This is a genomic window from Chromobacterium sp. FG22 (assembly GCF_057809415.1).
This window is the reverse complement of the sequence record NZ_JBMDJX010000004.1, coordinates 189,904-204,063: the sequence shown is the minus strand read 5'-3', so window position 1 is coordinate 204,063 and position 14,160 is coordinate 189,904. Positions and strand designations below refer to the sequence as shown.

At 64.5% G+C, this 14,160-nt stretch carries 12 protein-coding genes; 6 read left to right on the top strand and 6 right to left on the bottom strand.

Annotated elements, in window-relative coordinates; all coding sequences use genetic code 11:
* Positions 1–51: 51 nt before the first annotated feature.
* Entirely contained in the window at positions 52–681 is a 630-nt protein-coding gene (gene plsY / locus ACODSD_RS06005; RefSeq protein ID WP_107798141.1) for a glycerol-3-phosphate 1-O-acyltransferase PlsY, read from the top strand.
* 62 nt (positions 682–743) lie between these two features.
* Here the strand turns inward: plsY and ACODSD_RS06000 are convergent, their stop codons facing one another.
* On the bottom strand, positions 744–1,703 hold the full coding sequence (locus ACODSD_RS06000; protein ID WP_107798142.1) for a histone deacetylase family protein: 960 nt from the start codon (positions 1,701–1,703) through the stop codon (positions 744–746).
* Positions 1,704–1,776: 73 nt separating this feature from the next.
* On the opposite strand from ACODSD_RS06000, the gene ACODSD_RS05995 reads away from it, so the two are divergent.
* Genes ACODSD_RS05995 through ACODSD_RS05985 form a run of 3 tightly spaced genes read left to right on the top strand, consistent with a single transcriptional unit; the run spans position 1,777 to position 5,549 of the window.
* The gene (locus ACODSD_RS05995) at positions 1,777–2,673 is read left to right on the top strand and encodes an AAA family ATPase (protein ID WP_081544285.1); all 897 of its coding nucleotides are present in this window, start codon (positions 1,777–1,779) and stop codon (positions 2,671–2,673) included.
* Complete coding sequence (locus tag ACODSD_RS05990) at positions 2,657–3,625, top strand: DUF58 domain-containing protein (protein WP_253313799.1); 969 nt, start codon at positions 2,657–2,659, stop codon at positions 3,623–3,625. Before ACODSD_RS05995 ends, ACODSD_RS05990 begins: the two co-directional genes overlap by 17 nt.
* Positions 3,612–5,549 carry a transglutaminase TgpA family protein gene (locus tag ACODSD_RS05985; RefSeq protein WP_488876962.1) on the top strand — a complete coding sequence of 646 codons (1,938 nt, stop codon included), beginning with the start codon at positions 3,612–3,614 and terminating at the stop codon, positions 5,547–5,549. Before ACODSD_RS05990 ends, ACODSD_RS05985 begins: the two co-directional genes overlap by 14 nt.
* 52 nt (positions 5,550–5,601) lie before the next feature.
* Here the strand turns inward: ACODSD_RS05985 and rpoS are convergent, their stop codons facing one another.
* From rpoS to nadA, 5 genes are all read right to left on the bottom strand, one after another.
* Positions 5,602–6,549 (bottom strand): RNA polymerase sigma factor RpoS, encoded by a 948-nt coding sequence (gene rpoS / locus ACODSD_RS05980; RefSeq protein ID WP_019102885.1) that lies wholly within the window; start codon positions 6,547–6,549, stop codon positions 5,602–5,604.
* A 49-nt stretch (positions 6,550–6,598) separates the two neighbouring features.
* Positions 6,599–7,858, bottom strand: a complete 1,260-nt coding sequence (locus tag ACODSD_RS05975) for a peptidoglycan DD-metalloendopeptidase family protein (protein WP_488876961.1) — start codon at positions 7,856–7,858, stop codon at positions 6,599–6,601.
* Entirely contained in the window at positions 7,771–8,442 is a 672-nt protein-coding gene (locus ACODSD_RS05970; protein WP_019102883.1) for a protein-L-isoaspartate(D-aspartate) O-methyltransferase, read from the bottom strand. The genes ACODSD_RS05975 and ACODSD_RS05970 overlap by 88 nt, the downstream gene beginning before the upstream one ends.
* Entirely contained in the window at positions 8,424–9,170 is a 747-nt protein-coding gene (gene surE / locus ACODSD_RS05965; protein WP_488876960.1) for a 5'/3'-nucleotidase SurE, read from the bottom strand. The genes ACODSD_RS05970 and surE overlap by 19 nt, the downstream gene beginning before the upstream one ends.
* A 130-nt stretch (positions 9,171–9,300) precedes the next feature.
* Positions 9,301–10,218 (bottom strand): quinolinate synthase NadA, encoded by a 918-nt coding sequence (gene nadA, locus ACODSD_RS05960; protein ID WP_107798147.1) that lies wholly within the window; start codon positions 10,216–10,218, stop codon positions 9,301–9,303.
* A gap of 188 nt (positions 10,219–10,406) precedes the next feature.
* On the opposite strand from nadA, the gene ACODSD_RS05955 reads away from it, so the two are divergent.
* Together ACODSD_RS05955 and ACODSD_RS05950 are read left to right on the top strand one after the other, a co-directional pair.
* Positions 10,407–11,417: a cation diffusion facilitator family transporter gene (locus ACODSD_RS05955; protein ID WP_227106919.1), complete on the top strand. Its 1,011-nt coding sequence runs from the start codon at positions 10,407–10,409 to the stop codon at positions 11,415–11,417.
* Positions 11,414–14,089 carry a bifunctional acetate--CoA ligase family protein/GNAT family N-acetyltransferase gene (locus ACODSD_RS05950; RefSeq protein WP_107798148.1) on the top strand — a complete coding sequence of 892 codons (2,676 nt, stop codon included), beginning with the start codon at positions 11,414–11,416 and terminating at the stop codon, positions 14,087–14,089. The genes ACODSD_RS05955 and ACODSD_RS05950 overlap by 4 nt, the downstream gene beginning before the upstream one ends.
* Positions 14,090–14,160 lie beyond the last annotated feature (71 nt).

Below are 14,160 nucleotides of genomic sequence, written 5' to 3'. Positions count from 1 at the left end.
TTGCCGCCCGATACCGTAAAATCCGAAGCCTTCTATTCTAATGGATACACCATGACCACGACAGCTTTTGCCTTTGTTGTTGCGGCCTATCTGATCGGCTCGCTCTCGTTCGCGGTGATTGTCAGCAAGGCCATGGGCATGGCCGACCCGCGCAGTTACGGTTCCGGCAACCCCGGCGCCACCAATGTGCTGCGCAGCGGCAAGAAGCTGGCGGCGGCGCTGACCCTGCTCGGCGACGGGATCAAGGGCTGGGTGGCGGTGGCGCTGACCGCCTGGTTCGGGCCGCGATACGGCCTGGGCGAGCAGGCGATCGCGCTGGCGGCGCTGGCGGTGCTGATCGGCCACATGTGGCCGGTGTTCTTCGGCTTCAAGGGCGGCAAGGGCGTGGCCACCGCGGTGGGCGTGCTGTTGGGCTTCAGCCCGTGGCTGGCGCTGGCGGCGCTGGCCACCTGGCTGTTCGTCGCCTTCGTGCTGAAGATTTCCTCGCTGTCCGCCATCGTCGCCTGCGTGCTGACGCCGGTGTACGCCTACTTCATCGTCGGGCCGCAGAGCGTGTACTTCGGCAGCTGCATCATCATCGCCATCCTGGTGGTGCATCGCCACAAGTCCAATCTGATCAAGCTCTTGACCGGTCAAGAGGACAAAATAGGCGACAAGGGGACGGACAAGAGTTCTTCCTGAGCCTTGCTTAGCCCATGAAAAGGCCGTCTCTTGGACGGCCTTTTGTTTTGGCGCGGTCTGTTTCAGCCGTCGGACAGCACCCGCAGATGGGCGGCCACGCTGCGGCCCAGCGCGGACAGATCGTAGCCGCCCTCCAGCACCGAGACCACGCGGCCGTCGGCGTAGAGGTCGGCGATCTGCATCAGGTGGCGGGTCACCCACTCGTAGTCGGCCTCTACCAGCCCCAGCGAACCCATATCGTCTTCGCGATGAGCGTCGAAGCCGGCGGAAATGAAAAGAATCTGCGGCTGGAAGTCGTGCAATAGCGGCAGCCACACCGTTTCCACCGCCTCGCGGAACTCGCGGCCGCCGCTGCCGGCCTTGAGCGGCACATTGTGCATGTTCGGGCCCAGCGGCTCGTCGCCGCTATAGGGATAGAAGGGGTGCTGGAAGATGGACACCATCAAGACCCGCGGATCGTCGCGCAGGATTTCCTCGGTGCCGTTGCCGTGGTGGACGTCGAAATCTATCACCGCCACCCGTTCAAACTGATAATGGGCCAGCGCGTGGGTGACGCCGATCGCCAGATTGTTGAAGAAGCAGAAGCCCATCGCCTTGCCGCTTTCGGCGTGATGGCCGGGCGGGCGGATCGCGCAGAAGGCGTTGGGCGCCTTGTCCTCCGCCACCAGTTCCACCGCCTTGACCACGGCGCCGGCGGCGCGTCGGGCGGCTTGCAGCGTGCCGGCGGACATCGCGGTGTCCGGGTCCACGCGAAAAGTGCCTATGCTGGGAGAGCAGGATTCCAGGTATTCGAGATAGTGGGGGGGATGCACGCGGGCCAGTTGCTGTTCGGTGACCTCCGGCGCTTCGATCTCTTGCAGCCCGTCCAGAATCTGCGAGGCCATCAATTGATCGCGGATGGCGATCAGGCGCTCGGGGCATTCCGGGTGGCCGACGCCCATATTGTGTTGCAGGCATTCGGGATGGGAGATGTAGGCGGTGAGGCCTGAACGCTGCAAGCGTTTTTTCAGCCAGGTCAACACGTGCGATTCCTTGTTGCGTACAATGAACGCAGGATATCCGATATCGATAAATAGTGCGCGTTAGCAGGTGCAAATGCAATCTCTCTCCATTGCGTATCGTCAACTGAATCAGCTGATCCTGGGCAAGCCGCAGGCGATCCGCCTGGCCTTGACCTGTCTGATCGCCCGGGGTCATTTATTGATCGAGGACGTGCCCGGCGTGGGCAAGACCACGTTGGCTCACGGTCTGGCCGGGGTCTTGGGCCTGGAATATCGCCGGGTGCAGTTCACCAGCGATCTGCTGCCTTCGGACATTCTCGGCGTCAATATCTATCAGCGCGATTCCGCCTCCTTCCACTTCCATCAAGGCCCGGTGTTTTCCCAGGTGCTGCTGGCCGACGAGATCAATCGCGCCTCGCCCAAGGTCCAGTCCGCCTTGCTGGAGGCAATGGAGGAGCGCCAGGTTTCGGTCGACGGCGCCACCTATCCCTTGCCCGAGCCCTTCTTCGTCATCGCCACCCAGAACCCGGCGGAGCAGGCCGGCACTTTTCCGTTGCCGGAGTCGCAGCAGGACCGCTTCTTGATGCGCATCTCCCTGGGCTACCCGCCGCGCGAGGCCGAACTGGCCTTGCTGCAAGGCGAAGACCGCCGTCAGCTGCTGGCCAAGCTGGTGCCGGCCCTGCGTCCCGGCGACTTGATCGCGCTGCAGCGCCAGGCCGCGGAGCTGACCGTCAGTCCGGCCTTGGCCGGCTATGTGCTGGCCTTGGTCGAAGCCACGCGCCGCGACAGCCGCTTCGCCTCGGGGCTGAGCCCGCGCGCCGGTCTGGCGCTGGCGGCTGCGGCGCGCGCCTGGGCCTTGCTGGAAGGGCGCGATCACGTGTTGCCGGAGGACGTGAAAGCGGTTTTTCCCAGCGTGGCCGGCCATCGCCTGCTCGGCGGCAACGGCGGCGACGCCGCCAGCGGCCTGCTCGCTCATGTTCCCATTCCTTGATCCGCGTCGCCGTCTGCGGCAATGGATGTTGCGCCGCGCGACGCCGCAGCAGCATTGCCGGCTGGAGCAAAACCGCATCTATCTGCTGCCCACCCGTTTCGGCATGACGCTGGGCCTGGTGGCGCTGGCGGTATGGATAGGCGCCTTGAACTACGACGTCAGCCTTGCTTACGCGCTGTCGTTCTGGGTGGCCGGTTTATTGCTGGTGGCCGTGCTCTTGGCTTACCGGCAGCTGGCCGGCCTGCAGCTGCGCGCGCTGGACGCGGAGCCGGTCTTCGCCGGCGACGCCGCGCGTTTCCGCGTCTTGCTGAAGCATGAGGACGAGGGCGAGCGTCAACTGAGCCTGGCGCTGGAGGACGGGATGGAAACCCGGATTGACCGTCTGCCCGGCGGAGCGGAGTTCGAGGTGGAGCTGAGCGTTTGCGGCAGCCGGCGCGGCTATATGGCCCTGCCGGCTTGCCAGGTCTGGAGCGAGGCGCCGTTCGGCCTGGTGCGCGCCAGCGCCTGGGTCAGGCTGAGGGCCCAGGTGCTGTTGTTTCCCGCGCCCTTGCAGGACGGCCAGCGCGGCCGCAGCCAGGGCGGCGGGGATCAGCCCTGCGAGCTGCCGGGCGAGGAGGAGGACTTCTCCCATCTGGACGCGTATCGAGTCGGGGATTCGCCGCGCCGCATCGCCTGGAAAGTGCTGGCGCGCCGCGGCGCGCTGGTCAGCAAGCAGTTCGCCGGGGAAGGGCGGGCCGGCTTGCTGGCCTTGGACTGGCAGGATTACGGTCGAGGCGGCGATGTGGAGCTCAAGCTGTCGCGCCTGGCCTGGCGCGTGGAGCAGTGCGAGCGCCAGCGCCAGCCCTATGTGCTGAAGCTGCCGGCGCGCAGCGTGGGGCCGCAGCCGCAACAGCGTTTATTGGCGCTGACGGCTCTGGCCCTGTATCTGGAGCGCGGCGATGAGCGTTCCTGATCGCGCCAGAGTGTGGCCGGCGCTGGCCGCGGTGGCCTTGAGCGCCGCGCCGCTATGGCTGCATCTGCCGTTTTGGCTGGTCGCCTTGGCTTTCGCCTTATTGCTGGGCAAGGCGGCCTTGGTCTGGCGGCGCAGAGCGCCTCCGGCGTTCTGGTGGTTGTTGCCCCCCTTGCTGCTGGCCGCCTGGCTGTCCTGGCGCACGCTGGGCACTCTGGTGGGGCGCGAGGGCGGCGTCGGCATTTTGCTGTTGCTGCTGGGGTTCAAGGCGCAGGAGTGCGCTCAGTTGCGGGATTGGCGGGTGTTGATCGCCTTGGGGGTGTTTCTGGCCGCCATGCCCTTGCTGTTCGACCAGTCGCCGTTGGCCGCGGCCTGGCTGGCCGTGAGTTTGTTGGCGCTGACCGGCGCGATGGCGGCGCTGGAGGGCGCGCCATGGCGCGGCAGCTTGCGCTCCGCCGCGTCGGCCCTGGGCTTGGCGCTGCCCTTGATGCTGGTCTTGTTCGTGATCATGCCGCGGCTGTCCGGCCCCTTGTGGAGCATGCCCAGCGAACCGGGCAGGCAGGCGGTCAGCGGCCTGGGCGACAGCCTGGAGCCGGGCAGCGTCAGCCAGCTGATTCTGAGCCGGGAACCGGCGTTTTCCGCGGTGTTCCCGCAGCGGGCGCCGCCGCGGGAGCAGATGTACTGGCGGGTCTTGTTGCTGGACCGCTTCGACGGCAGCCGTTGGAGCGGCGACGGGGAGGCGCGCGGCGCGGGAGCGGAGGGCGTCAGCGGTGGGGAGACGGTGGAGTACGCGGTTACGCTGGAGCCGGACAAGGGGCGCTTGCCGGCGCTGGATGTGCCGCTGCCGGACGAGGCGTCGCGTTTGCGGTACGGCATGGTGTTGCGCGGGGACGCCAAGGACAGGAGGACTCAGCGTTTTTACGCCGTCAGCCGTTTAGGCGCGCGTTATCAGGCGGTTTTGTCCGAGTCCGAGCGCGCGTTTTACCTGCGCTTGCCGCCCGGCAATCCCCGCGCGCGCGCTTGGGCGCGAGAGCTGGCGGCGCGCGGGGAGGGCGCTTTCGCGCAGGCCGCCTTGCAAGCGTTTCGAAGCCAGGGCTTTCGCTATACGCTGAATCCGCCCTTGCTGGACCGGCAAGACGAGATCGATCAATTCCTGTTTTCCAGCCGGCAGGGCTTTTGCGAGCATTACGCGTCGGCACTGGCGTTTTTGGCGCGCGCCGCAGGCATGCCGGCGCGGATTGTCGTCGGTTATCAGGGCGGAGAATACAATCCGGTGGGGCGTTTCTGGCAGGTGAAGTCGTCCGACGCGCACGCCTGGGTGGAGATTTGGCTGGCGGAAAGCCGGCAATGGCTGCGCGTCGATCCCACCAGCGCGGTGGCGCCGCTGCGCCTGGCGGATGGCGCGGAGCAGAGCGTGCCGGCCTTGAGGGAGCGCGGGATGGCGGGTTTGCCGCCGGCCTGGTTGCGCAATCTGCGCCAGAACTGGCAGGCCGCGGGTTTCGCCTGGCAGCAATGGGTGGTGGGCTACGATGCCGCGCGGCAGCGCAATGTGTTTCAACGCTTGGGCCTGGGCGAGAGCGTGAGCGCGAGCAGCGTGTTGCAGGCCCTGTTCGTCGGCGTCTTGCTGGCGGGTTTGCCGCTGGCCTGGTGGTGGCGAAGGGGGCGCGGACGCGAGGAGCCGATGGCGAGGGGCTGGCGGCTGTTGTTGGCGCAATTGCGCCGGCGGCGGATAGAGGCCGGTCCTTGCGACGGGCCTTTGGAGCTGTTGCGTCGCGCCAAGCCCGACCTGGCGGCCGCGGAATACGCGCAGTTGAAAACCCTTGTGAGCGAATACGTGGCCTTGCGTTATCGTTCGCGCGCCGCGGACGCCGCCCGGCAGCGGGACTGGCTGCGTCGCAGCCGCCGTTTTCGTCTGGCGCGGAAATGACGAAGCCCCCGGGGGGCCGGGGGCTGCTGGCTGCGGTCGACGCTGGCGCGCGCTACAGCAGGAAGTCCTTGGAGATGCCCTTGCGGCGCAGAATGCGGCGCAGCTGTTCCAGGCCTTCAATCTGGATCTGGCGCACGCGTTCGCGGGTCAGGCTCAGTGCGGCGGCCAATTCCTCCAGCGTGCAGATCTCGTAGCCGTTCAGACCGTAACGGCGTTCGATCACCAGTTTCTGCTTCTCGTTCAACTGGCCCAGCCATTCATGGACGAAGTGCTCCAGCTGGCTGTTGTGCAACTGGATTTCCGGCTCGTCGTGCTGCTCGTCCGGGATGGACTCGCCGATAGACAGCATCGGATCGATGTCCAGCGGCGCGTCCAGCGAGGCCATGCGCTCGTTGAGGTTCATCACCTTGCGCACATCGTCCACCGGCTTGCCCACCAGGTGGGCGATTTCGTCCAGCGTCGGCTCGCGGCCGATCTGGCTTTCCAGGTGGCGCGAAGCGCGCAGATAAACGTTGAGCTCCTTGATCACGTGCACCGGCAGGCGGATGGTGCGAGATTGGTTCATGATGGCGCGCTCTATGCTCTGGCGTATCCACCAGGTGGCATAGGTGGAGAAGCGGAAGCCGCGCTCGGGGTCGAACTTCTCCAGCGCGTGCATCAGACCGATATTGCCTTCCTCGATCAGATCCAACAGCGCCAGGCCGCGGTTGATGTAATGCTTGGCGATGTTCACCACCAGCCGCAGATTGTGTTCGATCATCTTCTGCCGCGCTTCGAACTCTCCGGCCACCACGCGGCGGGCTAGAGCCAGTTCTTCCTGCGGCGTCAACAGGGCGTTGTTGCCGATATCGTTGAGGTAGATTTGGGTGACGTCGGCAACTTCTTCGTATACCGGCTGCGCTTCGCCGACTTCCTCTGCCTCCACTTCGGCAACGGCTTCCTCATTGCTTTCCTCGTCGAGAATTTCTTGCTCTTCGAGAATGTCGAGTTCGCTACTCATGTTCTACCCCCGTCTCTTTCTGATCCTGGACGGGGGCCCCGGCCGCCCGTCAGGACTTATGGTCAAGGTACTGCATCGGATCCACCGGCTTGCCGAGGCGGCGGATTTCAAAGTGCAGTTTCACTTGGTCGGCGTCGGAATTGCCCATTTCGGCAATCTTCTGCCCTCGCTTGACAGACTGGCCCTCCTTTACGAGCAACTGGCTATTGTGGGCGTAGGCCGACAGGAAGGATTTATTGTGCTTGATGATGATCAGCTTGCCGTAGCCACGCAGGCCGGTGCCGCTGTACACCACTTTGCCGTCTCCCGCCGCCAACACCGGCTGACCGCTGCGGCCGCTGATGTCTATGCCCTTGCTGCTATCGGAATATCCCCGGATCATCTTGCCTTCGGTCGGCCACAGCCACGGCACCGCGTCTTCGTCCGTTTTCGCCGCGGGCTTGCTGGCCTCGGGCTTGCTGGACGGCGTTGCCGCCGGCGCTTCGGTCTTGGCCGGAGCGCTTGCCGTCGCCGGCGAGCCGGCGGCGCTGATCGGGGCTTGAGCGTTCTTGTTGTTGCCCGGTCCTCCCTCGCTCTGGGCGGACAGGGTTTTTGCTGCTTCTGCGCTGTATGGCAGTTTCAGGGCTTTGGGGTAGGCCTTGACACCGCCTGCTTGGACAGTTGCGCTTTCCACCGGCGCGCTGGGCTGAACCGGCGCGGCGCCGGCCGTCGGCTGGCCGGCGTTGGCCGCCGGAGGGGCATCGCCGCCGGGCGGGGTCAAGCGCAGTACTTGTCCTACTTTGATGTTGTTGTCCGGCAGGTTGTTCCAGGCCGCGACGTCCTTGTATTTCAGGCCGTTGTTCAGAGAGATGCGGAACAGGTTTTCCCCCGGCTGAACCACATGGGTCTTTTCTTTTGTTGTTGCGCCCGCCGCCGAGGCGGAGCCTATCGGCGCGGCGGACACTCCTCCGTTATCCTGGTACGGCGTCGTCACCGCCGCACTGTTGCCGCTTGTCGCGACGGGCGCCGAAGGCGGCGCGCTGCGCGCGACGGCCGGCGTTGCGCTTTCCACGGGGGCCGGTTGCTGGGCGATGCTGCTGCATCCGCTCAGGGCGATGCCGATCGAAGCCGTGAATATATATGCATAGCTGCAATGCATTTTTAGCATACTTTTGTTTTTTATAGTCTGTTTAAGTGATTTGATAAATTGTCGGACAAAGAAACTGTTGTGTTTTTGCAGTTTTAACTGCGTCCGGCAAGCAAGGGTACGAATTTCACCGGGTCCAGCCGGCTTTTCTGCAGGCCTTGCGCGGTTTTCTCTATCAGCCACAAGTACTGTTCCTCTTCGCCTATCGGCATGATCATGCGGCCGCCGTCGTTGAGTTGTTCGACCAGGGCCTGGGGGATGTTGCGCGCGGCGGCGGTCATGATGATGCCGTCGAAGGGCGCGGCCTCGGCCAGGCCGAAATGGCCGTCGCCGTGGACCAGGCGGGCGTGCACCAGCTTGGCGGCGCGCAAATTGCGTCTGGCTTTGTCAAGAATGACGCCCAAGCGTTCAATGGAGTAGACCTCGGCGCCGGTCTTCAGCAGCACCGCGGTCTGATAGCCGCAGCCGGTGCCTATCTCCAATACTTTGCCCGGTTTCTTGCCATTCAACAGGATTTCCGTCATCCGCGCCACGGTGAAAGGCTGGGAGATGGTCTGGCCGTGACCTATGGGCAGCGACACGTCGTCGTAGGCGCGGGTGGCCAGCGCCTGGTCTACAAACAGGTGACGCGGCACGTCCGACATCGCGGTCAGCACGCGTTCGTCGGCCACGCCGTTCTGGCGCAGGCGCTCGACCATGCGGCGTCGGGTGCGGTCGGAAAGCATGCCGTAGGCCGGCTGGCCCGGCGTCAGCTGTGGTGTAGCCATGTTTTGATTCCGTCTAGTTGGCCATAGGCGGTTAAATCCAGCATCAGCGGCGTCACTGAAATATCGTTGTGGGCCAGCGCGCCGAAGTCCGTGCCCGCGCCGGCGTCCTGCACATTGCCGACCGGTCCTACCCAGTATATCGTCTCGCCGCGCGGATTCTGAGACTTGATCACCGGCTGCGCGCAGTGGCGGCGGCCCAGGCGGGTGACGGTCAATTGGCCCAGCGCTTCCGGAGCGATGTCGGGCACGTTGACGTTGAGCAGCACCGGCTCGCGGAAGGGGTTGCGCTTGCAGCGTTCCACCAGTTGATCAACGACCAGGCCGGCGCTGGCGAAGTGCTGGCCGCTATAGCCGGCCAGCGACACCGCGATGGAGGGAATGCCCAGCATGAAGCCTTCGGTGGCGGCGGCCACGGTACCGGAGTACAGGGTGTCGTCGCCCATATTGGGGCCGTGGTTGATGCCGCTGAACACCATGTCCGGCTTGAAGTCCAGCATGCCGGTCACGGCGAGGTGCACGCAGTCGGTGGGGGTGCCGTTGACGTAGTGAAAGCCGTTGGCGGCCTTGCGCACGGTCAAGGGGCGATCCAGGGTCAGGGAGTTGCTGGCGCCGCTGCGGTCCCGCTCCGGCGCGACAACGACGACTTCGCCGTGGCGGGACAGGGTTTGCGCCAGCATGGCCAGTCCCGGAGCGAAATAACCGTCGTCGTTGCTGATGAGAAACTTCATGCTGTCTTTCTATTGTTCTTGCCGGCAAAGGTGGCCCGGCTGATTGTATCGCTCCAACGATGACGCGGAAAAGTCCGGCGTGGAAGACGGACAAACAAAACCCGCCGGTGGGCGGGTTGGGGAAAGCTGCTCAGGCGTAGTAACGCTGGCTGAATTCCAGCATGCGCTCGATCGGCAGCCGCGCCGCGTCCATCTGTTCCCGGCTGAGGTAGTCGATGCGCAAGCCCACGCCCTGCTGAGCGCGCTTGACCGCTTCTATGGTGTTCATCTTCATGTACGGACAGGAGTTGCATTGGCAGCCGGCGTAGATCGGCGCCTGACGCAGGTCCAGATCCGGACGGGCCAGTCCCATGTTGTAGAGGATGCCGTCTTCGGTGGCGACGAAGATCACCGCGTCCGGGCTGCCGGAGAATTGCTTGACCCAGTTGAGCATGCCGGAGGTGGAGCCGACGTAATCGGCCTTCTTCAGCACCGGCAGCGGGCTTTCCGGATGGGCGATCAGGTATTTCTCCGCGCCGGCGACCGCGAAGGCCTCGTCCAGCGCCGCTTCGTTGAATTTGTCGTGCACCTCGCACACCGCCGACCACAGCGGCATGTCGTAGCCGTACTGATAGTTGAGGTAGCCGCCCATATTGCGGTCCGGCGAGAAGATCACTTTTTTGCCTTCGGCGTACAGGTGGGCAATGATGTCGTCCACATTGCGGCTGGTGACGATCCAGTCGGACAGCGCTTTGTGCTCGGCGCTGGAGTTGATATAGGAAACGTGCACGTGGTCCGGGTGCTGCTTGCGCCATTTGGCCAGCGCGGCGACGTCGGTCTGTGTCACCAGCGAACAGGTGGAACCGGCGTCGGGCAGAATCACTTCCGCCTGGGGATTGAGGATTTTCGCGGTTTCCGCCATGAAGCGCACGCCGGCAAAAACGATGATGTCGGCATTGGCTTCCTTGGCGTACAAAGAAAGTTCCAGGCTGTCGCCAACCTTGTCGGCCATTTTCTGGATTTCAGGCTGGGTATAGTAATGGGCAAGCGTGACGACGCGTTTCGTCATGATGGATCGACTCCCGCCGCCATCCGGCCTTGTTGGAGCAAGGGGCGCGTGGCGACTTTGTGCGGTGCAGTAAAGAGCTATTGCTAAACAGCAAAGATTAACAATATTGTAGTGTCCGCGCCAGTCCATTCTTGTTAGGCCCTTGCGGCGAAGCGGGGCGCGATGGATTCGGCTTGCCGGAGGTCAAGATGACGTCAAGGTTCAGTCTGCATGATGATGGCTCGGCGGGCGGTGAGCATGACGACGAGCACGATTACAATCACCCGCATCGCCATCCCCACGGCGGGGTGACGGGCGCGGCGGCGCGCGCCGCCAGCATGCGCGCCTTGCGCTGGGTGGCGCTGCTGACGATAGGCTTCGCCTGCGTGGAGGCGGTGGGCGGCTGGGCGACGGGATCGCTGGCCTTGTTGTCGGACGCCGGCCATATGCTGACCGATTCCATTTCGCTGTTGCTGGCCTTGTGGGTGGCGCATATCGGCCGCCGCCCGGCGGACGAGTCGCATTCTTTCGGCCATGGCCGCGCGGAGGTGATAGGCGCGTTTCTGAACAGCTTGTTCATGTTCGGCGTCATCGTTTTCATCGCGGTGGAGGCGGTGCGGCGCTTGCTGGAGCCGCACGCGGTCAACGGCCTGGGGGTGATGGGCATCGCCGTGGCCGGCCTGCTGGTGAATGTGCTGGCCGTGTGGATTCTGAGCCGCGGCGCGCACAGCCTTAACAGCAAGGCGGCGCTGCTGCACGTGATGGGGGATTTGCTGGGCTCGCTGGCGGCGATCGCTTCCGGGGCCATCGTGTACTGGACCGGCTGGACGCCGGCGGATCCGATCTTGTCCATGCTGGTGGCCTGTCTGATTCTGTCGTCTACCTGGCGGCTGCTGCGCAAGTCGCTGGCGGTGTTGATGGAGGAGGTGCCGGCGGAGCTGGATTTCAACCGCATCGGCCGCGCCCTGGGCGGCATCGCCGGGGTGAGATCGGTGCACGATCTGCACGTTTGGACCATGGCCGCGGACCGCGTGGCCTTGTCCGCGCATTTGCAGGTGGCCGCGCCGCAGGATTGGCCGCGCATTCTGGCGGCTTGCCAGCGCATGCTGTCGCGCGAGTACGGCATCGATCATGTGACTTTGCAGCCGGAGTGGCCGTTGCCGCCGCCGGCGGGGAAAACCGTGCCGGTTACCATTATTTCCGAGGATAAGCATCAATGAGGCCGCATTACCTGACACCGTTGTTTTCGCCGCGCAGCGTCGCCGTGATCGGCGCCAGCGACACGCCGGGCTCGATCGGGCAGGCGGTGTTCGCCAATCTGCTGGCGGGCAACTTCCAGGGCAAGCTGTTTCCGGTCAACCTCAACCACAAGGTGGTGGCCGGGGTGCCCGCGGTGGCTTCGGTGCGTCAGATCAGCGAGCCCGTGGATCTGGCGGTGGTGGTGACCGCCACCCGCACCCTGCCGGCGATCATGAAGGACTGCGGCAAGAAGGGCATCAAGGCGGTGCTGCTGGCCAAGGAGTTCGCCGACAGCGAGCAGCTGGAGCGGGAGATCATCAACGAGACGCTGTCCATCAGCCGCCATTTCGGCATCCGCATCCTGGGGCCGAACGTGCTGGGCCTGATGCGGCCGGTGGCCGGCTTCAACGCCAGCAACTACACCAGCAAGGTGAGGCCGGGCAATCTGGCGCTGGTGTCGCAGTCGTCGGCGCTGTGTACGGCGATGCTGGATTGGGCGGACAGCAAGGGCATCGGTTTTTCCAGCGTGATTTCCGTGGGCAACGCGCTGGACGTCGGCTTCGGCGAAATTCTGGATTACCTGGTGGCGGACAACTTCACCCAGGGCATTTTGTTGCATGTCCACCACATTCACGACGCGCGCCGCTTCATGTCGGCGCTGCGCGCCGCGGCGCGCACCAAGCCGGTGGTGGTGATCAAGTCCGGCCGCTATGAGGACGCGGTGACCGGGGTCACGCATTCCAGCAATCTGGTGGAGAGCGGCGATGTGTTCGACGCCGCGCTGGCGCGCGCCGGCGTGCTGCGGGTCGACACCATCGCCCAGCTGTTCACTGCGGCCAAGGTGCTGGCGGCCAACTACCGGGTGGGCGGCAAGCGGCTGGCCATCGTCACCAACGGCATCGGCCCCGGCGTGCTGGCCGCCGACAGCGCCTATTCCAACCGGGTGGAGCTGGCCAAGCTGTCCGATTCCACCGTGGAACTGCTCAATGGGGTCTTGCCGCGCAATTGGTCGCACGGCAACCCGCTGGACATCATAGGCGACGCCAGTCCCTCGCGTTTTCGCACCGCGGTGAAGGCCTGTCTGGACGACCCTAATGTGGATGGCGTGATGGTGGTGTTCACCCCGCAGGCCGGCACCGACCACCTGACCACGGCGCAGTTGATGATCGGCTTGCAGCGCGAATCCGCCAAGCCGCTGTTTCTGTCCTGGCTGGGCGACGCCAAGGTGTCGGAAAGCCGCGAACTGTTTTCCAAAGCCAAGTGCGCTCACTTCCGCGCGCCGGAGTACGGCATCGAAGTGTTCCGCAATCTGGCGGCTTATCAGCGCAACCAGCAGTTGTTGTTGCAGACGCCGGGGCCGCTGGAGGGCAAGCGCGCCGACCCGGACGTGGCCAAGGCGCGTAAGGTGATCGCCTCGGCGCTGAAGGACGGCCGCGACATTCTGTCCGAGCGCGAATCCAAGGAAGTGCTGGCAGCCTTCCAGATTCCGGTCAATCCCACCCGGCTGGCGCGCACCGCCAACGAGGCGGTCAAGCAGGCCGACAAGATCGGCTACCCGGTGGTGCTGAAGATCGATTCGCCGGACATTATTTATAAGTCGGACGTTGGCGGCGTGGAGCTGAACATCAGCAATGAGGCGACGCTGCGCGAAGCGTTCGACGCCATCATCGGCCGCACGCGCCAGGCGCGGCCGGAGGCGCGCATCGACGGGGTGTCGGTGCAGCCCATGCGCAAGCGCCGCTTCGCCCGCGAAGTGATGGTGGGCGTTACCCACGACGAAGCCTTTGGGCCGGTGATCACTTTCGGCGCCGGGGGCATCGCGGTGGAGGTGATGCACGACCGCGCGCTATCCCTGCCGCCGCTCAACGGCTATCTGGTGGCCAGCATGATCCGGCATACCCGCATCGGCCAATTGCTGGGCGCGTTCAAGAACCTGCCGGCGGTGGATCAGGACGAGCTGGAGGATGTGCTGCTGCATGTGTCGGAAATGGTGTGCGAGCTGCCCGAGCTGCGCGAGATGGACATCAATCCGTTGGTGGCCGACGAGCAGGGCGTGATCGCGCTGGACGCCCGCATCATCGTCAGGCCGCGGCGGCCGGACTTGAAGCGCTACGCCCATATGGCCATCATGCCTTATCCCAGCCATATGGTGGTGTGCGCCAAATTGAAGGACGGCACCAATGTGATGGTGCGGCCGGTGCGTCCGGAAGATGCGGATATGCAACAGGAGTTCGTGCGCAATCTGTCCGAGGAGAGCCGCTACAACCGCTACCTGTCCAGCATCAAGCAATTGTCGCAAAGCATGTTGGTGCGTTTCACCCAGCTGGATTACGACCGCGAGATGGCGCTGGCGATGACGCGCGAACAAAAAGACGGCGAGGAAATGCTGGCGGTGGCGCGTTTCATCACCGATCCGGACAATGAGGGCTGCGAGTTCGCGCTGGAAGTGGCCGACCGCTGGCAAGGCAAGGGCATAGGCTATCTTCTGATGAGCGCCTTGTTCGACGCGGCGCGGGAGCAGGGCCTGAAAGTGATGCGCGGCGAGGTGTTGGCCGGCAATAAGGGCATGTTGAAACTGATGCACAAGCTGGGCTTTTCCGTGGAGCCGCACCCGGAAGACCGGGCCCTGACCATGGTGTCCAAGAGCTTGTAACGGCGGGCTTGACAGGCGTCTTGCATTAAGCGCTTGCAAGATAAGGGAAAACTGACCTAAAATCGTGGGCT